The sequence below is a fragment of the Arthrobacter sp. TJ-254 genome, assembly GCF_058269175.1.
The window spans coordinates 104640-121999 of record NZ_JBZCNF010000006.1; the positions used below are offsets into that span (position 1 = coordinate 104640).

A 17360-nucleotide genomic window follows, 5' to 3' on the forward strand; every position below is an offset into this window, starting at 1 on the left:
GGCAGGTTACAGGCCAAGCTCGCGTGCGATAAGCATCAGCTGGACCTCGGTGGTGCCTTCGCCGATCTCGAGGATCTTCGAATCGCGGTAGTGCCGTGCGACGGCGAACTCGTTGATGAATCCATACCCGCCGAAGATCTGCGTTGCGTCCCGGGCGTTGTCCATTGCGGCCTCGCCCGCGACCAGCTTAGCGATCGAAGCCTGCGTCTTGAATGGCTTTCCGGCAAGCATCCGGGAGGCGGCGTCGTAGTAGGCGAGCCGCGCCGTGTGGGCGCGGGCCTGCATGCGGGCGATCTTGAACTGGATGGACTGGTAGGAGCCGATGTTGGTGCCGAACGCCTGCCGTTCCTTGGCGTACTTCAGCGACTGCTCAACGCAGCCCTGGGCGGCGCCGGTGGCGAGCGCCGCGATGGCGATCCTGCCCTCATCGAGGATCTGCAGGAAGTTCGCGTAGCCGCGCCCGCGGGTGCCCAGCAGGTTCGCTTCGGGCACGCGGACGTCCCGCAGCGTGAGCGGGTGCGTGTCGGAGGCGTTCCAGCCCACCTTGTTGTAGGCCTTCTCGGCGGTGAAGCCGGGAGTGTCCGACGGCACGAGGATCGTGGAAATCTCCTTCTTCACTGTGCCGTTCGCGCCCTCGGAGGTGCCCGTCACAGCGGTGACGGTGACAAGGGTGGTGATATCGGTGCCGGAGTTGGTGATGAACTCCTTGGTGCCATTGATGACCCACTCGGAACCGTTCGGTCCGTCCTCGAGCCTCGCGGTCGTCCGGGTTCCCGAGGCGTCGGACCCGGCCTCCGACTCGGTGAGGCCGAACCCGCCGAGGGCCTTGCCCGAGGCAAGGGACGGAAGCCACTGCTGCTTCTGCTTTTCGGTGCCGAACCGGTACACGGGCATGGCGCCCAGTGAGACGCCGGCCTCGAGCGTGATGGCCACCGACTGGTCAACCCGGGCCAGCTGCTCGAGGGCGAGGCACAGGGCGAAGTAGTCTCCGCCCATTCCTCCGTACTCCTCGGGGAAGGGAAGCCCGAACAGGCCCATGTCGGCCATCTGCTTAACCACTTCGTACGGGAAGCTGTGTTCCTCGTCGTGCTTGACGGAAACGGGCTCCACTACCTCATCGGCGAAGTCGCGCACCGTGTCGACGAGGTCCTGGTATTCCTCGCTGAGTTCAAAGTTCATCGTGCTGGCACTTCCTTCACTGTGGGTTGCTGAGGTGACGGCTCTGTCTGGCCGTTCGTCGGGTCTTCCGCTGACCCGGGGCCGGCCGGCTCGACGTGGATGCTCGCCACAACCTGGTTGGCCTTGACGAGGTCGCCCGGCTTCAGGGTGAGGTGGACGGTTCCGGCCACGGCGGCCACGAGTTGGTGTTCCATCTTCATTGCCTCGACGCCAAGGAGCACCTGGCCCGCCTCCACGGTGTCGCCGTCGTTCACCGACACCGAGACGACGGTCCCGGGCATGGGACTGCGGACGAGCGGGTCGGCCGCCGCGCCGGCGCGGGCCACCAGCGCGAGCTGTGCCTGCAGCCGTGCGCTCCGGCTCTGCCGGCGCACCGACACGGACCAGCCGTCCTCCCCCAGCCAGGCCACCGCGTCGTGGTGGGCGGTTGCGGCGGGGGTGCGCAGGCCGTCGACGACGGCGCCGCCGGCGCCGTCAAGCTGAACGCTCAGTTCGGTGCCGCCGTCGACGGCCACGGCATAGGTGGTGCCGGTGCCGGACGGCTGTCCGTCCGGCACCTGCCGGAGCATCACCTGCCGGACGTCGTCGGGCCCCACTTCGAGGCTCAGGGTGCGGGGCCGGGGCGCGCCGACGCGGAAGCCGTCCCTGCGCTGCCACGGCGGCAGTTCCGCTGCGCCGTCACTCCCGGCGGCGCCGCCGGAACGGGCCGGCGTCTCGGCCTCGAGCATCCCCGCCGCGAGAACGGCGAGTTCCGCGTCGGTGACGGCCCGGAATGCCAGCTGCGGCATCTTCCGCTCGATGAGGGTCGTGTCGAGGCGGCCGGCACGGACGTCGTCGTCGCGAAGGAGCAGCCGCAGGTATTCGGTGTTGGTGTCGATGCCGAGCACAACGGAGGATCCGAGCGCCGCGTCGAGCCGGTTCAGAGCCTCGGTGCGGTCCCTGCCCCAGGCGATGACCTTTGAGAGCATCGGATCGTACGCTGCAGGGATCGTCAGGCCCGACAGCAGCGAACTGTCGACCCGGATGCCCTCGCCTGCCGGTTCCTCGAGCCGCAGCACGGTGCCCGTCGAGGGGAGGAACCCCGCCTCGGGGTTCTCCGCGTACACCCGAGCCTCGATGGCGTGGCCGGTGAGGGCGACGTCGTCCTGGGTGAAGTTCAACGCCTCGCCGGCCGCGATGCGCACCTGCCACTCGACGAGGTCGATCCCCGTGACAAGTTCGGTAACCGGGTGCTCAACCTGGAGCCGGGTGTTCATCTCCATGAAGAAGAACTCGTCCGGTGCGGCGTCGGAGACAAGGAACTCGACGGTTCCTGCTCCGGTGTAGTCGACGCTGCGGGCCGCGCTGCAGGCCGCTTCGCCGATCCGGGCCCGGGTGGCCTCGTTCAGCAGCGGCGAGGGCGCCTCTTCGATGACCTTCTGGTGCCTGCGCTGCAGGGAGCATTCCCGCTCCCCCAGGTGGACGACGTTGCCGTGTCCGTCGGCAAGGACCTGCACCTCGATGTGGCGCGGCGCGGAGATAAGGCGTTCGAGGAACAGGGTGTCGTCTCCGAAGGCCGAAGCCGCAACCCGGCGGGCGGTCACCAGCGTGGCCGGGAGGTCCGCCCGGTCGTGGACGGCGTGCATTCCCTTGCCGCCGCCGCCGGCCGACGGCTTGATCAGCAGCGGGTAGCCGATCGCGTCGGCCGCCTCCACCAGCTGCGCGTCGGTGAGTCCGGGCTCGGCAAGGCCGGGCACCACGGGAACGCCGTGGCCTGCGACGTGGTTCTTGGAGCGGATCTTGTCGCCCATGACGTTGAGGGCATGAACCCCGGGCCCGATGAACACGATGCCCGCCTCGGCGAGGGCCTTGGCGAACCCGGCGTTCTCGCTCAGGAAACCGTAGCCGGGGTGTACCGCTTCGGCCCCGGTGCGCCGGCACGCCGCAATGATCGCCTCGGCGTTGAGGTAGCTTTCGGTGGGCGACGCGGGGCCGATCCTCACGGCGGTGTCGGCCTCGCGGACGTGCCGGGCCTGCGCGTCGGCGTCGCTGTACACGGCGACGGATCGGATGCCGAGGAACCGCAGGGTCCGGATGACACGGCAGGCGATTTCGCCGCGGTTGGCGATCAGTACCGTCGAAAACGCCGGCCGCTGGGGGGTTGTTGGGGGCATGGGGCTCACATCCGAAAGAGGCCGAAGGAGGTTTCCGGCAGCGGGGCGTTGGCGCAGACATCAAGCGCCAGCCCGAGCACGGTGCGGGTGTCCGCGGGGTCGATGATTCCGTCGTCCCAGAGCCGGGCGGTTGAGTAGTAGGGGCTCCCCTGCGCCTCGTACTGCTCCCTGATGGGAGCAACGAAGGCAGCCTCCTCCTCGGCGCTCCAAGACTCCCCGCGGGCCTCGAGCTGGTCGCGCTTGACGGTGCTGAGGACGGAGGAGGCCTGGTTGCCGCCCATGACCGAGATGCGGCTGGCCGGCCACATCCACAGGAAGCGGGGCGAGTAGGCCCGCCCGCACATCGAATAGTTTCCGGCGCCGAAGGAGCCGCCGATCACGACCGTCAGCTTGGGAACCCGGCAGGTGGCAACGGCGGTCACCATCTTGGCGCCGTGCTTGGCGATCCCGCCGGCCTCGGAGTCCTTGCCGACCATGAACCCGGAGATGTTCTGCAGGAAGATCAGGGGAATTCCGCGCTGGTCGCACAGCTCGATGAAGTGGGCGCCCTTGAGCGCCGATTCGCTGAACAGCACACCGTTGTTGGCTACGATTCCCACCTTGTGCCCGGAGAGCGTGGCGAACCCGGTCACCAGCGTTGTTCCGTATTCGCGCTTGAACTCGTGGAAGAGGCTCCCGTCAACGAGGCGGGCGATGACCTCGCGGACGTCGTATGCGGCGTTCACGTCAACCGGCACAGCCCCGTAGAGCTCGTCCGGCTCCACCGCGGGAGGCTGGACGGGAACGGTGTCCCAGGCGGGCCGTGGAACGGGAAGCGTCGAGATGATGTCGCGGACAATCTCCAGCGCGTGGGTGTCGTTCTCAGCGAGATGGTCGGTGACGCCGGAAACGCGGGAGTGGAGCTCGCCGCCGCCGAGTTCCTCGGCCGTGACGATTTCGCCGATGGCGGCCTTCACCAGCGGCGGGCCGCCGAGGAAGATGGTGCCCTGGTTCCGGACGATGACCGTTTCATCGCTCATCGCGGGAACGTAGGCTCCGCCGGCGGTGCAGGAGCCCATCACCGCGGCGATCTGGGGGATTTTCCGGGCGGAAAGGGTTGCCTGGTTGTAGAAGATGCGCCCGAAGTGGTCGCGGTCGGGGAACACTTCGTCCTGTTTGGGAAGGTAGGCGCCCCCGGAGTCAACGAGGTAGACGCAGGGAAGGTTGTTCTCGAGCGCCATTTCCTGGGCGCGCAGGTGCTTCTTCACCGTGAGGGGATAGTAGGTTCCGCCCTTGACGGTCGCGTCGTTGGAGATGACGAGCACCTGGCGCCCGTGCACCAGGCCGATGCCGGCGATCACTCCCGCTCCGGGGCTTTCGTCGTCGTACATGCCGTTTGCCGCAAGCGGCGCTATTTCGAGGAAGGGGCTTCCATCATCGAGCAGGACGTCGATGCGTTCGCGCGGAAGGAGCTTGCCGCGGGCGAGGTGGCGCTCCCGGGACTTCTCCGGCCCGCCGAGGGCGGCCTCGGCCAGGCGTTCGCGCAGTTCCTCCGCCAGCCGCCGCTGGGCGGCATCGTTTTCAGCGAAGGTCTCGGCGGTGGTGTCCACCTTCGACGACAGCGTCTCCATCGACTACTTCCTCAAATTGCTCTGAGTTAGTGTGCACTAACCGAGTTTTAGGTTAGTGGCTATTAACCGGCCTGTCCACCAGAATAGGGAGCACCCTCGTCTCCCAGTGAAGGATTACCCATGGAGTCACCGCCCGCAGTAGACCGGATGACGGGCCGCAGCCTCGCCAAGGCCTCCCGGCGCGCGGCCCTCCTTTCGGCTGCGGCCCAGCTCTTCGCCGAGCGCGGGTACAACGGTGTCTCGATCGAAGACCTCGGGTCGGCGGCCGGCGTCAGCGGACCGGCCGTGTACCGTCACTTCAGCGGCAAGCCCGCCGTGCTCTCGGCGCTGCTCACGGGAGTCAGCGAGGACCTGCTCGAGGGCGGCCGCACCGTTGTGGAGACCTCGGCCGATCCGGAGAGCGCCCTGCGCGGGCTCATCGAGTTCCAGGTGGATTTCGCGCTCAGCAACGCCAACGTCATCCGGGTCCAGGACCGCGACCTCAGCAGCCTCTCCCGGGAGGATGAACAGACTGTCCGCTCGCTGCAGCGCCGTTACGTTGAGGTGTGGGTCGACGTGATGGCCGAGCAGGCCCCGGGCGCGGACCTGCTGCGCCTGCGCCGGAAGGCCCACGCCGTCTTCGGGCTGATCAACTCGACTCCGCACTCAAGCGCAGGAAGCAAGACCTCGAAGGATATCGCCGGGCTGCGCGGCCTGCTCGAAGACATGGCCTGGGCCGCCCTCAACGCCTAGCCCGCCATGGCCCGCCCGCTGCTAGTACGCTGGTTTCCAAGCAACGTCCGCACCGTCCCCTAACCGAAAGTTCCGCTGTGATTGAGCTCCGCCCCGTTGAAGCCTCCGATCTGGACGAATTTTTCGCACACCAACTCGATCCGAGTGCAAACCACATGGCGGCGTTCGCGGCGAAGAACCCCGCCGACCGCGGCGTGTTCGACCACCACTGGCAGGACATCCTCAACAACCCGCGCATCACGGTGCGCACCATCCTCTCCGACGGCGTCGTGGTGGGCAGCATCCTTGCCTACCACGACGACGAGACACCCGAGATCAGCTACTGGATCGACAAGTCCCGCTGGGGGCAGGGCATCACGACGGCGGCGGTCGGCCAGTTCCTCAAGGAAGTGACGGTCCGCCCGCTGCGCGCCCGCGCTGTTGCCGACAACGTCAGCTCCATCCGCATCCTTGAGCGCTGGGGGTTCGAGAAGGTCGGCGAGGCGCAGGGCTTCGCCAATGCCCGTGGGGCGGTCGTCAAGGAACTCATCCTCGAACTGCGCTAGCCGGTTCCCGCAGCAGTCACGCGGGGCACGGATACCGCCGGTTCGGGCGGCCCAGGCGGGCCGGCACGTGTGGTGAGCGCCCTCAGCCGGCCTCGGCGTCGCGCTCGGCGGCCCGGATGGCCGGCTCGGTGACGATCCTCATGCCCAGCAGCAGCGCGAGTGTCACAACTCCCATGAAGGCGAAGACCGCGGGCCGCGGCACCCGCCGGCATCGTGCCCCATGCCACGAGCCGGTAGGCGCTGTTGACCCGGCCCAGGAGCCGGTCCGGGGTGATCCGCTGCCGCAGCGACACGGAAATCACGTTCCACACCGCGATGGCCGCTCCACCCACGAAGAAGGCGGTGCCGATGAGCAGCGGCTCCGCTGTCAGTGCCGGCGTGGCAATGAGGAGAGTGCTCGCAAGGATGGACAACGCCAGTGAACGCGAACGGCCAATGCGCTTCTCCGCCTGTTCGGCGACGAAGGAGCCCATCAGGCTGCCGGCAGGAGCGGCCGGTCCCACAGGAACCCGAGGCCTTCGGCGATGTCGGCGCGCACCGTCGATGATCCGGCCCGCTCCAGCCGGAACGACCCGCGGACGAACATCCAGGCGCCAACGGCACAGACCCAGAGGGCCGCGGGGACGGTCAGGGCAAGGGCGAGGCGCTCCACAGGGTCCAGAAGGCGGCGCCAAGGGGCGGACCCTCACCGCCGGGCAGCTCCGGCCCGTGCTGCTCAGGCCCGCCGTCATCGTCCACCCGACGACAATTGCATCCACGGCCCCATTCCACAATGCTTCGCACCTGCCTCCGTGCCCCAAACGGCGGAAAGCGCCTGCGTCTGAGGCGGCGCCTCCCGGGTAGAGTGCGTCAATGGACGAGAAAGCAACCCTCCTCACCTACCTCCGCATCCGCCGGGCCGACCTGCTCGGGAAACTCGAAGGGCTCGGTGAATACGACATCCGCCGCCCGCTGACCCCGACCGGAACGAACCTCCTTGGGCTCGTCAAGCACGTGGCAAGCGTGGAACTCGGCTACTTCGGTGAGGTCTTTGGCCGCCCCAGCGGCCGCCTGCTTCCCTCGCTGGCGGAGGACGCCGAACCGGACGCCGACATGTGGGCGGCCCCGGAAGAATCCAGGACGGAGATCATCGAACTGCACCGCTTCTCGGCCGCGCACAGCGATTCGACAATCGAGGCTCTTCCGCTCACCGCCGTCGGCGAGGTTCAATGGTGGCCGCCGGAGCGCCGCCGCGTGACGCTCCATCAGATCCTGGTGCACATGTGCGTCGAAACATCCCGGCACGCCGGGCACGCAGACATCCTCCGCGAACTCATCGACGGCGCCGCAGGCAACGGCCCCGACGATCCGAACGTGACACGGCGGACCTCCGGGGAGTGGGAGCGGCACCGCACCAGGATTGAAGCGGCCGCCCGGCAGGCGGAAGCCGAAGCACGCGTCTCCGGGGCGTAGGCTGGGCGCATGGTCGACTCCGCGCACCGCCAACAGCACATTATCGACACCCTTGTTGAGGCCCACGAGGCGCTCATGGGAGCGGATCCGCGGGCCTTCCGGGCGCGCTTCCGGAAGATGGCAGCCGACCCCTACGCGTTCTACCGTGGCAGCGCCTCAATCTTCTATTCCGACATGGAAGACCTCGAGGACCGTTGGGCCAACGAGCGCACCGGCCGGGTCTGGATCCACGGTGACCTGCATGCGGGAAACTTCGGCACCTACATGAGCAACCAAGGCCGGCTTACCTTCGATGTGAACGACTTCGACGAGGCGTACGTCGGCCATTTCTCCTGGGACCTGCGCCGGTTCGTCGCTTCCCTGGCGCTGCTGTGCTGGCAGAAGGCGCTGCCGGCACAGGCGGTTACCGACCTCGCGGAAACCTATCTCCGCAGCTACCTCGACAGGGTCCGGGACTATGTCAAAGCCGAGGACGCCGACTTCGCCTTCGGGCTCCACAACACCGACGGCGCCATCCGCAGGGTCCTCCACGCTGCCCGCGCCTCACGGCGGACGCAGATGCTCGAATCGCTCACGCGGGTCGAAGACCACGAGCGGCACTTCCGCGACAACGGGTCGACCCGCCGCCTCGACGAAACTGAATACGCCAAGGTCGCCACGGCGTTCGATGAGTACCTCACCACCATCCCGGAAAACGAGCGGTCGCGGCGCGGAGTGTTCTACGAGGTGAAGGGCATTGTCGGCCGGAACGGGTTCGGGATCGGCAGCGCTGGGCTGCCCGCCTACAACGTGCTGATCGAAGGCTATGACGAGGCACAGGAAAACGACATCATCCTCAGCGTCAAGCAGTCGAACATCGCGGCGCCGAGCCGCATCGTCAACGACGAGCGCGTGCGGGACTACTTCATCGACGACGGCCACCGGGCTGTCATCAGCCAGCGCTCCCTCCAGACCCACACCGACCCTTTCCTTGGCTACACAACCATTGACGGCGTCTCCTATGTTGTCTCGGAGCTCTCCCCCTACAAGCGCGACCTCGACTGGGAGGACCTGACCGAGCCGGCCGACATGGACCCCGTGCTGCAGGGCCTGGGCCAGGCGACCGCGAAGATCCACTGCTCCACCGACGAGGACAGCGACCACGATCTCGTGCCATTCCGCACCGAGACAGCGATCATCGAGGCGATTGAAGGAAGGGAGGACGAGTTCCTGAGCGACATCATCGACTTCTCAATCGGCTACGCCGCCTCCGTTCGCGAGGACCACGCGCTTTTCGTTGAAGCATTCCGCGAGGGCAAGATCAGCGCCGTCCCCGCCACCTGAAGACCCGGCCTCAAGACCCCGGCGCCCGGCAGGATCCCCCTGCCGCCCCGAAGGGCAGTAGGCTTGTGCCGTGAAAACTTTCCGCGCCGCCCGGATCATTGTTCCGCTGGCCGTTGCCTCGGCCGCTTTCCTTGGAGGGTGTGCACAGGTCGAAGAGAAAGCCCGGGACGCCGTTTCCGAAGCCGCATCGGCCGGAGCCCGCGAGGTCCAGGAACGGGCCTGCGCACTGGCGGAGGACGGATTGATCAGCGCCAGGGAGATGGAGGCCCTGTCGGGCCTTGTGCCCGCCGCGCGAACAGCGGGCGTCCCTGACACGATCCTTGCTCCGTTGGAGCGCATCACCGAGGCCGGCGACAACGCGCCCGACGGCGCAATCGACGACCTGCGCCGGGCCTGCGGCCAGACCGCGGAGCCGTCGGCAGGCTGATCCGCGCGCCCCCGCTGCCGAACCGGTGCCGGGTCGACCTCGATGGGACCCACTGCAGCTCGCCTGTCCTTGACCGCACCAGTTCCTTGACCTCGCGAAATGCTTGACCGCAGCTCCCCGCGCCACGCATCGTTGAGTGTACTAAGCATGCTTACGGATTGCCCGTGAAAGAGATTCCGGGTCTGCGGGAAACGCCGGCGTACCCTCGACGGGCGGCTGCCTGCCGTCCCGGTCGACGGCCGGCGATCCCGCCACCACAAGGAGGTAGCAATGCCCGCCAGGACGGACTCCAGCGTTGTGAAGGACCTCGGCGAGCTGGAGCGGCTCGTTGCAGCCGGGGAAAACGTCTACATCAGGTACTCCGAGGGATACGAGGCCGACTCCGGCTCGCAGAGCACCGACTCGGAGAGCGGATTGACACTCCCCGGCCTGTCCGTCAACCCGCTGACCCCGGAGAGCTGGTGGACGCGGCCTTTGAGGGATTGGCTGGCCCGGCAGGTGTGCCAATACAGGCACCTGGGTGACAGGAAGGACCGCCACGCCTGGGTCCTCACGGGCCGGTGCGTTGGACGCGGGCCCGACTGCGAGCCGCTGCTGGTCGACGTTCAACCGCTCGGCAGGCTCGACGACGCGCTCCTCGGGGAAGCCGAGAGGGTGTACGAGGAGCAGTTCGCCGCCCGGCAGGGACCATAGCCTTCGTCGGCATTGCGCGGCCGCGCAACTACCCCGAAAGCGCATGCCAAAACGCAGCGGCGGGAGAACTGGTGTTGCGCCGTTCCGGCCCCGGCGGCCGGGTCCCGGCCTGCAGGTGAGGAGTAGAGTGGGGAGTGTCGCTTAGCAGCAGGCGGCACAGGCACCCTTCCCGTCTTTGGCTTCAATGCCGGCACCAGGGCGTCGCGACCCTGGCGGGAGCGGTATGTCAACCGAGAAGGTCACTGGAGCAGAGTCGGCAGGGCAGGCCGCAGTCGGCGGCGACATCTCCGGACTGCTTCAAAACATCGTTCTGGAGAGCCGGGACGTCAAGGAGTTCCTTGACGACGTCGCGGGCCTGGCCGTTGACCATCTGGCTGGACCGGGCCGCGAGGTGCACTGCGGGATCACGCTGATGCGGCTGCGGAAGAGCGGTACTGTCGCCAGCAGCAGCTGGCAGGCGGAAGACATGGACGCGATACAGTCCTCCCTCGACGACGGTCCATGTCTGACGGCTGCCCGCACGAACGAGACCGTCAACGTACCCGACCTCCAACAGGACCGCCGCTGGCCGGAGTACCGGGCCGCCGTGGCCAAGTACGGAATCCGGTCCATCCTCGGCGTCCCCATCCCGTTGGACGGCGACGCCGCATGCGGGCTCAACCTCTACTCAACCTCCCCTGCGGCGTTCGACGAAACCGCCGTCGACGCCGCCGAACAGTTCGCCCGTGAGGCGTCGAAGTCGCTCCGTTTGGCAGTGCGCATCGCGAACCTCACCGACAACGGCCAGAACCTCAAGGCGGCGATGGACTCCCGCACCACAATCGATCTGGCCGCGGGCATCATCATGGCGCAGAACAGGTGCAGCCAGGCCTCCGCAATGACGATCCTGAAGTCCGCCTCGAGCGCCAGGAATGTGAAGCTCCGTGACGTGGCGGCCGCCGTGGTCGACTCCACGGGCCATCATGCATCGTCTGCTCACTTTGAAAGCTGAACGGCGCGGCCCAGTGATCGGGTGATGGCCTGCGGCGGGATGCCCGGGTGTCAGGGCGGATGGATGGACTACCCGCGTCGGCCGTTCCGCACGGGCTCGACGGAAAACGCCCCAAGTGACGCGTCGTGCCGCCGGCCGATCGGTGCGAGTGGAAGATTGCTGATGAACACACAGTCCGCGACAACGTCCCTCAGGTCCCCCCTCCGGTCGTAGGCCGCCCGCTGTCGGCGGGCGCCGGTCCCCCGGGCCAGGATCTGGCGTACGAGGGACTGCACGAGGGGCAGTTCGCCCTGCTCGCAGAGCACCGGCCGAACATGGTTGAGGAGTGCGGTAACCACGGCGGGCGCAGGGCGTGGCAGGTTCTCGACCGGGTGCAGCAGCTCCCCGTCGAGGCCGAACCGTCCAGCACGCCATGAGGCAACGCGCAGCTGGGCGGTGGGAACGGCGGGCGGGGGCGTCCCTTCACGCCACTGCCTTGCCGCCGTCTCAACCAGGGCGCGCACCAGCGCCGCGATGAGCACGGTGTCGTCCGGATGGAGGCACACGTCGCCCACCCGCACTTCAACCGTAGGGTGGTTATGGCTGAGGCGGGCGTCGAAGTAGATCTGCCCAAGGTCAAGCGGCACATCCGAGTCAAGCAGGCCGTTGACGCACCGGTGGTAGTTCTCGGCCGACCCGAAGATGTCGCAGGGGCCGGCAGTGGGCCACCGGTTCCAGGCCTGCGTCCTGAAGCTTGCGTAGCCGGTGTCCTCACCATTCCAGAAGGGTGAATTCGTGCTCAGCGCCGCCAGCACCGGAAGCCAGATCCGGATCCTGTCCAGGACCGCCACGCCCTCCTCGTCGGACTCCACCCCCACGTGCACGTGGCAGCCGCAGGTGAGCTGTTCGCGCGCCGTCAGTTGGAACCGATCCACCATTTCCGCGTACCGCCGCCCCGGGCTGAGGCGGGACTGGACAGGCAGCGGCGACGTCGCGATCGCGGCCACCCGGGCCCCCACTGCGCGCGCCGCGGCATCGGCGGCAGCACGGCACCCGTTGATATCGGCCGCAAGTTCCTCAAGCGAGTACGAGGGCCGGGTGCAGGTTTCAATCTGCTCCTGCTTCATCTCGATCGTCAGGCCACCGCCCAGCGGCGAATCCTGGATCGCCTGCGCCAGTGGGAGCGCGACGCCTTCCACTTCATCTACGAGGAGGAACTCCTCCTCAACGCCGAAGGACCGCATCAGGTAACCACCCCGGGGAAGCAGGAACAAAGGGACGAGCCACACGCGCTGCGGGCGTGCGGAAATGCTGAAAGTGCGGCGAGCCCTCTCGGAGCGCTCTTGGAACGGGAAACACCGGGCCGCTGCTTAACCCCAGTTGATCGGAAATCAAGGCTAAACCGGCTGCACCCGCCGTGCAAGGTCTTGCCCGGCCCGGGACTGGACGGCGGCCCGGGCCGGGACGGCTACACCATCGTGACGAGCATTCCCGGGTCGTTGAGGATGGTTCCGATGTCGGCCAGGAACCGCGAGCCCTGTTCGCCGTCGACGAGGCGGTGGTCGAAGGAGAGACTCAGCGTCAGCACCGACCGCAGGGCGATGCCGCCCTCGAACTCCCACGGCATGCGCCTCACTGCTCCCATGGCAAGGATTGCCGCCTCACCGGGGTTGAGGATCGGCGTTCCGGCGTCGATGCCGAAGACACCGATGTTCGTGATGGAGATGGTGCCGCCGGAGAGATCCGCCGGCGCCGTGGTGCCGGCCCTGGCCGTGTCGGTGAGCTCCTTCAATTTCCCGGCAAGCTCAAGCAGGCTGAGCCCGTGCGCGTTCTTGATGTTGGGGACGAGCAGCCCCCGCGGCGTGGCCGCCGCGATGCCGAGGTTCACGTAGTGGTAGGTGACGATCTCCCCCGCCGTTTCGTCCCACCGCGAGTTCAGGCTGGGGTTCCGCGCCAGGGCGATGCACAGGGCCTTGGCGACGATCGTCAGCGGAGTCACCCGCGCCCCGGCGAACTGCCGCGAGTCCTTGATCCTGGCCAGGAGGTCGATCGTCGCCGTGACGTCGACGGTGAGGAACTCCGTCACGTGCGGCGCCGTGAAGGCGCTTGCCACCATCGCGGCGGCGGTATGCTTCCGCATCCCCTTGATCGGCGTCCGGGTCTCAAGGGCTCCCTCAACCACCCCGGAGGACGTCGCCTGCGAAGAGCCGTCCGCGACCGCGCCCTGCACGGGAGCAGGGGAAGGAACGCCATCGGCACGGGCCGCACGGAGGACGTCCTCGCGCAGGATGAGCTTGTTCGGGCCCGTGCCTTCGATGTCCTCGAGGTGCAGGCCGAGATCGCGGGCGAGCTTCCGCACCGGCGGCGTTGACCGCGGCCGCTCGAGCCGCACCGCAGGACCGGCCGGCGCCCTCCGCCCGGCATCCGGTGCCGGATTCCGCGATGCCGGAGGCGGCGGAACGGCGAGTGACGCAGGCGTGGCCGCCTCAAGCAGGCTGACGCCCGCGGGAGGGAAGCTGCGCGAGCGCCGGGCGGGTCGTCCGCTCTTCTCAACTGCCGCACCATAGCCAACGAGGTTCGGTTCCCGCTTGGCGGGAGCCTGGGCTCCATCGACGGGGCGCGCCTGGCCCTCGGACACCGGCACCGCCGGCGCCGGAACCTCGAAGGAAACGATCGGCGCTCCTACCGCCACGACGCTTCCCGGCTGCTCGTGGAGCGCCGCAACGATGCCCGCGTACGGTGAAGGGAGCTCGACCACGGCCTTTGCCGTCTCGACGTCGGCGATCACCTGGTTCAGTTCAACAGTGTCTCCGACGGCCACGTGCCAGCTGACGATCTCCGACTCGGTGAGTCCCTCGCCGAGGTCGGGAAGGCGGAATTCCTTGATCATCCCGGCGCTCACGCGTCGATTCCGCTCAGCGAGTTGGGCCGCCCCAGCGCGCGGTCGACCCCGTCGAGGATGCGGTCGAGGTCGGGCAGGTGGTGGAACTCGAGCTTGGAGTACGGGTAGGGAATGTCGAAGCCGGTGACCCGGACCGGAGCGTGCTCAAGGTGGTAGAAGCACCGTTCGGTGATGCTCGCTGCGATCTCGGCGCCGAGGCCGCCGGACTGGGCCGCCTCATGGGTGATGACAAGGCGTCCGGTCTTCCGCACCGACGCTTCGACGGTGGCGAAGTCGATTGGGGCGAGCGAGCGCAGGTCGATGACTTCGATGGAGATGCCTTCGTCGCCCGCCGCAACCGCTGCGTCGCGGGCTGTGGGCACCAGCGGACCGTAAGTGACGAGGGTGACGTCGGTGCCGGGGGTGACCACGCGCGCCTGTTCCATTGACGACGACGCCGGGTCGGAGCCCTCATCGACCTCGCCCTTGGTGTGGTAGCGGCGCTTGGGCTCGAAGTAGAGGACCGGGTCGTCGCAGGCGATCGCCTGCTGGATCATCGTGTAGGCATCCTGGGGGTTCGACGGGCTGATGACCCGCAGGCCCGAGGTGTGGGTGAAGTAGGCCTCAGGTGATTCGGAATGATGCTCGGGCGAGCCGATCCCGCCGCCAAAGGGGACGCGGATGGTGATGGGCATCTTCACGGCACCCTGGGTGCGGTAGTGGATCTTCGCCACCTGGCACACGATCTGGTCGAAGGCCGGGTAGATGAATCCGTCGAACTGGATCTCCACAACCGGACGGTAGCCCCGGTAGGCCATTCCGACGGCGGTGCCCATGATCCCCGCTTCAGCGAGGGGGCTGTCGAGCACCCGGTGCGGGCCGAAATCCTTCTGCAGGCCGTCGGTGATGCGGAAGACACCGCCGAGCTTGCCGATGTCCTCCCCCATGAGGACCACCTTCGGGTCGGCGTCCATTGCGCGCCGCAGGCCGGCGTTGATCGCGCGGCCGAAAGTCATCGTCGACATCAGTTGCTCCCCTCGGAGGTTGCGCCGGCGGAGAACGACGCGAGATACCGCTCGTACTGGTCCTGCTGCCGCTCAAGCCAGGAGTTCGGTGTGCTGTACACGTGGCGGAAGACGTCGGCCGGGGCCGGTTCCGGCATCGAAAGGCATCCCGCCCGCAGTTCGGCGGCAACGGCGTCGGCCTTCGCCCGCACCGAATCGGTGTAGTCGGCGTCGAGCAGGTCCATCGAATCAAGGAGCGAGGCGATGCGTGCCAGCGGGTCCTTGGCGGCCCAGTCCTCGAGCTCGTTCGGGTCCCGGTACCGGGTGGGGTCGTCGGCCGTGGTGTGCGGTCCCATGCGGTAGGTGACGGCCTCAATGAAGGTCGGCCCGCCGCCGGAACGGGCCCGCGCCAGGGCCTCCCGGGTCACGGCCAGGCAGGCAAGGACGTCGTTGCCGTCCACCCGGACCGAGGGGATCCCGAAACCCGGGGCGCGGTTCGCGATCGGCACATGGGCCTGGAGCCCCACCGGTTCGGAGATCGCCCAGTGGTTGTTCTGGCAGAAAAAGATCACCGGCGCCTGGTAGCTGGCGGAGAACACCATCGCCTCGTTGACGTCGCCCTGGCTTGTGGCTCCGTCGCCGAAGTAGGCCACGGCGACGGCGTCGTCTCCGTCGTGGAGGATGCCCATGGCGTACCCGGTTGCGTGAAGCGTCTGTGCGCCGATGATCACCTGCGGGGTGGCCATGTTGATCGTGTAGGGGTCCCAGCCGGAGGACGCGTTGCCCCGCCAGACGCGCAGGATGTCGGTGAGGTCGACTCCCCGGCAGTACGCCACGGCGTTCTCGCGGTAGCTGGAGAAGACGAAGTCGTCGCTGCGCAGTGCGCGGCCCGACCCGATCTGGGCGGCCTCCTGGCCGAGCAGCGGCGGCCACAACGCGAGTTCCCCCTGGCGCTGCAGGGCCGTGGCTTCGGCGTCGATTCGGCGCACCACGACCATGTCCTCGTACAGCGAGCGCAGTGCGGCGCCGTCGATATCGGAAACCAAGGGATCATAGTGGGCGTCCGGAACGCGGACGCCGTCAGCGGTAATGAGCTGGACAAGTCCGGAAGCAGGCTCCGGTTGGCCGCTGCTTGGGGACAGGCTGTTGTTCGGAGCCACGATTCCACGCCACCTTCATGTGCTGGGCGGTACTCCCCCGGCCTCGCTGTAGCGCCACCGGAAGCCTTCGGGCACCATTACCCGAAGTACTTGTGACCCTACTCACACCGCACAGGCGGCACAACCGATCGTTCCTTGACTGAGCAGAGTGCCCTGTACTGGCACGGCCGCCCGTGTTAGCGTTGCGCATTATGCACCCCCTTGACGGCACGGACATGCGTCTGCTTCTGGCCATGGCAAAGGACCCGCGCCGCACCGTCGTCGCCATCGCCGAGCGGCTCGGAATGTCCCGCAACACGGTTCAGGCCCGCATGACGCGGCTTGAGGAGAAATCGGTCTTCCTCTCCTTCGAACGGCGCATCAACCCGGCGGCCCTGGGCTACCCCCTGATGGCTTTCATCCACGTTCACGTGCAGCAGCAAAAGCTTTCCGAGATCACCCGCCAGCTCGGCCTGATCCCCGAGGTCGTCGAGGCGCACGGGCTCTCCGGCCACGCCGACATCCTCGTCCGCGTGGTCGCGACCGACGCCGAGGACCTCTTCCGGATCAACGGCAAGATCCTTGCCTGCAACGGCGTCGAACGCTGCGACACTTCCCTGGCGATGGGCGAGCTAGTGCCCTTCCGCGTCGAGCCGCTGCTCACGCGCGGCCCCCTCCCCCGGTAGCAGCCGAACGCAGCAGCTTTCAAGTCCCGCACTTCCCCTTTCCGGGGCCAGCGGGCGGGGTTATGGTTCTATCACCGGACGCCCTCGCGGACGGGCTGAAGCACAGCCGTCCGGGCTGGCACACCGATCCGGTCGGCGAAGGAGAGCGCAATGGATTCGAACACCGAAGAGCCGTCGAGCCCGGCCCGCGACGGCCTTGAGCAGGCAGGAAACCCCATCCCACGCGACGATGTCGACCTCGTCGAGGACCCCTCGCCGGTCGATGCCCCCGCCGGTGAATCAGCTGGCGAATCAGCCGGTGAGGATCTCCCCGCAGCCGACAGCGCAGGAGGGATTACCTATGTGCCGGACCACGAGGAGACCGACCCGGCAGGACGCGCGCCTGGCCTGAACAAGGCGACGGGGCCGGCCGAGGAAAAGGACGAGCAGACCGCCGACGAGCGCGACCTCACGACGGACATCAGCCCGAGCGACTAGGCAAACCCCAACGAGGCCGGACCCAAGGAAGGGGCCGAAGCACCGGAACTCCGGTGCTTCGGCCCCTTCCAGTTCCGGGCGTCCGCCCG

17 protein-coding genes are annotated in these 17360 nt (G+C 67.8%); 9 read left to right on the forward strand and 8 right to left on the reverse strand.

From position 1 onward, the window contains the following. Nucleotides 1-6 precede the first annotated feature (6 nt). From AC4D14_RS16805 to AC4D14_RS16815, 3 genes are read right to left on the reverse strand one after another with little or no spacing between them, the layout of a single operon-like run. Nucleotides 7-1179, reverse strand: coding sequence for an acyl-CoA dehydrogenase family protein (locus AC4D14_RS16805; RefSeq protein ID WP_490903810.1), 1173 nt, complete (start codon nucleotides 1177-1179; stop codon nucleotides 7-9). Further along, entirely contained in the window at nucleotides 1176-3332 is a 2157-nt protein-coding gene (locus tag AC4D14_RS16810) for an acetyl/propionyl/methylcrotonyl-CoA carboxylase subunit alpha (protein ID WP_490903811.1), read from the reverse strand. The genes AC4D14_RS16805 and AC4D14_RS16810 overlap by 4 nt, the downstream gene beginning before the upstream one ends. 5 nt (nucleotides 3333-3337) lie before the next feature. After that, nucleotides 3338-4942, reverse strand: a complete 1605-nt coding sequence (locus AC4D14_RS16815; protein WP_490903812.1) for a carboxyl transferase domain-containing protein — start codon at nucleotides 4940-4942, stop codon at nucleotides 3338-3340. Nucleotides 4943-5062: 120 nt separating this feature from the next. On the opposite strand from AC4D14_RS16815, the gene AC4D14_RS16820 reads away from it, so the two are divergent. Beyond that, a complete protein-coding gene (locus tag AC4D14_RS16820) occupies nucleotides 5063-5674 on the forward strand; it encodes an SACE_7040 family transcriptional regulator (protein ID WP_490903813.1) in 612 nt (203 codons plus the stop codon). Nucleotides 5675-5751: 77 nt separating this feature from the next. After that, a complete protein-coding gene (locus AC4D14_RS16825) occupies nucleotides 5752-6219 on the forward strand; it encodes a GNAT family N-acetyltransferase (RefSeq protein ID WP_490903814.1) in 468 nt (155 codons plus the stop codon). Nucleotides 6220-6691: 472 nt separating this feature from the next. Here the strand turns inward: AC4D14_RS16825 and AC4D14_RS16830 are convergent, their stop codons facing one another. Further along, a complete protein-coding gene (locus tag AC4D14_RS16830) occupies nucleotides 6692-6871 on the reverse strand; it encodes a hypothetical protein (RefSeq protein WP_490903815.1) in 180 nt (59 codons plus the stop codon). Nucleotides 6872-7071: 200 nt separating this feature from the next. Here AC4D14_RS16830 and AC4D14_RS16835 point away from each other — a divergent pair, with 200 nt between their 5' ends. The 5 genes from AC4D14_RS16835 to AC4D14_RS16855 all read left to right on the forward strand — a co-directional run bounded on the left by AC4D14_RS16835 (nucleotide 7072) and on the right by AC4D14_RS16855 (nucleotide 11105). Then, entirely contained in the window at nucleotides 7072-7671 is a 600-nt protein-coding gene (locus AC4D14_RS16835) for a DinB family protein (RefSeq protein ID WP_490903816.1), read from the forward strand. A 9-nt stretch (nucleotides 7672-7680) separates the two neighbouring features. Beyond that, nucleotides 7681-8994, forward strand: coding sequence for a DUF2252 domain-containing protein (locus AC4D14_RS16840; RefSeq protein WP_490903817.1), 1314 nt, complete (start codon nucleotides 7681-7683; stop codon nucleotides 8992-8994). A 70-nt stretch (nucleotides 8995-9064) separates the two neighbouring features. Next, the gene (locus tag AC4D14_RS16845) at nucleotides 9065-9421 is read left to right on the forward strand and encodes a hypothetical protein (protein WP_490903818.1); all 357 of its coding nucleotides are present in this window, start codon (nucleotides 9065-9067) and stop codon (nucleotides 9419-9421) included. A gap of 270 nt (nucleotides 9422-9691) precedes the next feature. Continuing rightward, a complete protein-coding gene (locus tag AC4D14_RS16850) occupies nucleotides 9692-10114 on the forward strand; it encodes a DUF6098 family protein (RefSeq protein WP_490903819.1) in 423 nt (140 codons plus the stop codon). A gap of 223 nt (nucleotides 10115-10337) precedes the next feature. Beyond that, the gene (locus AC4D14_RS16855; RefSeq protein ID WP_490903820.1) at nucleotides 10338-11105 is read left to right on the forward strand and encodes a GAF and ANTAR domain-containing protein; all 768 of its coding nucleotides are present in this window, start codon (nucleotides 10338-10340) and stop codon (nucleotides 11103-11105) included. 68 nt (nucleotides 11106-11173) lie between these two features. Here the strand turns inward: AC4D14_RS16855 and AC4D14_RS16860 are convergent, their stop codons facing one another. From AC4D14_RS16860 to pdhA, 4 genes are all read right to left on the reverse strand, one after another. Then, complete coding sequence (locus AC4D14_RS16860) at nucleotides 11174-12328, reverse strand: glutamate--cysteine ligase 2 (protein ID WP_490903821.1); 1155 nt, start codon at nucleotides 12326-12328, stop codon at nucleotides 11174-11176. A 224-nt stretch (nucleotides 12329-12552) separates the two neighbouring features. Next, nucleotides 12553-13986 carry a dihydrolipoamide acetyltransferase family protein gene (locus tag AC4D14_RS16865; protein WP_490903822.1) on the reverse strand — a complete coding sequence of 478 codons (1434 nt, stop codon included), beginning with the start codon at nucleotides 13984-13986 and terminating at the stop codon, nucleotides 12553-12555. Continuing rightward, nucleotides 13983-14990: an alpha-ketoacid dehydrogenase subunit beta gene (locus tag AC4D14_RS16870; RefSeq protein WP_490903823.1), complete on the reverse strand. Its 1008-nt coding sequence runs from the start codon at nucleotides 14988-14990 to the stop codon at nucleotides 13983-13985. Before AC4D14_RS16870 ends, AC4D14_RS16865 begins: the two co-directional genes overlap by 4 nt. Beyond that, the gene (gene pdhA / locus AC4D14_RS16875; RefSeq protein WP_490903824.1) at nucleotides 14990-16129 is read right to left on the reverse strand and encodes a pyruvate dehydrogenase (acetyl-transferring) E1 component subunit alpha; all 1140 of its coding nucleotides are present in this window, start codon (nucleotides 16127-16129) and stop codon (nucleotides 14990-14992) included. Before pdhA ends, AC4D14_RS16870 begins: the two co-directional genes overlap by 1 nt. A 191-nt stretch (nucleotides 16130-16320) precedes the next feature. Between pdhA and AC4D14_RS16880 the strand changes: the two genes are divergently transcribed. Continuing rightward, nucleotides 16321-16794, forward strand: coding sequence for an Lrp/AsnC family transcriptional regulator (locus AC4D14_RS16880; RefSeq protein WP_490903825.1), 474 nt, complete (start codon nucleotides 16321-16323; stop codon nucleotides 16792-16794). A gap of 150 nt (nucleotides 16795-16944) precedes the next feature. After that, on the forward strand, nucleotides 16945-17271 hold the full coding sequence (locus AC4D14_RS16885) for a hypothetical protein (RefSeq protein ID WP_490903826.1): 327 nt from the start codon (nucleotides 16945-16947) through the stop codon (nucleotides 17269-17271). Nucleotides 17272-17360: the final 89 nt, after the last annotated feature.

What these genes read in the sequence shown, in the direction of transcription:
- AC4D14_RS16850 (WP_490903819.1), top strand. Translation starts at nt 9,692, where the DNA reads ATGCCCGCCAGGACGGACTCCAGCGTTGTGAAGGACCTCGGCGAGCTG.
- AC4D14_RS16860 (WP_490903821.1), bottom strand. Translation starts at nt 12,328, where the DNA reads ATGCGGTCCTTCGGCGTTGAGGAGGAGTTCCTCCTCGTAGATGAAGTG.
- AC4D14_RS16815 (WP_490903812.1), bottom strand. Translation starts at nt 4,942, where the DNA reads ATGGAGACGCTGTCGTCGAAGGTGGACACCACCGCCGAGACCTTCGCT.
- AC4D14_RS16885 (WP_490903826.1), top strand. Translation starts at nt 16,945, where the DNA reads ATGGATTCGAACACCGAAGAGCCGTCGAGCCCGGCCCGCGACGGCCTT.
- AC4D14_RS16810 (WP_490903811.1), bottom strand. Translation starts at nt 3,332, where the DNA reads ATGCCCCCAACAACCCCCCAGCGGCCGGCGTTTTCGACGGTACTGATC.
- AC4D14_RS16880 (WP_490903825.1), top strand. Translation starts at nt 16,321, where the DNA reads ATGCACCCCCTTGACGGCACGGACATGCGTCTGCTTCTGGCCATGGCA.
- AC4D14_RS16840 (WP_490903817.1), top strand. Translation starts at nt 7,681, where the DNA reads ATGGTCGACTCCGCGCACCGCCAACAGCACATTATCGACACCCTTGTT.
- AC4D14_RS16820 (WP_490903813.1), top strand. Translation starts at nt 5,063, where the DNA reads ATGGAGTCACCGCCCGCAGTAGACCGGATGACGGGCCGCAGCCTCGCC.
- AC4D14_RS16870 (WP_490903823.1), bottom strand. Translation starts at nt 14,990, where the DNA reads ATGTCGACGATGACTTTCGGCCGCGCGATCAACGCCGGCCTGCGGCGC.
- AC4D14_RS16805 (WP_490903810.1), bottom strand. Translation starts at nt 1,179, where the DNA reads ATGAACTTTGAACTCAGCGAGGAATACCAGGACCTCGTCGACACGGTG.
- AC4D14_RS16855 (WP_490903820.1), top strand. Translation starts at nt 10,338, where the DNA reads ATGTCAACCGAGAAGGTCACTGGAGCAGAGTCGGCAGGGCAGGCCGCA.
- AC4D14_RS16835 (WP_490903816.1), top strand. Translation starts at nt 7,072, where the DNA reads ATGGACGAGAAAGCAACCCTCCTCACCTACCTCCGCATCCGCCGGGCC.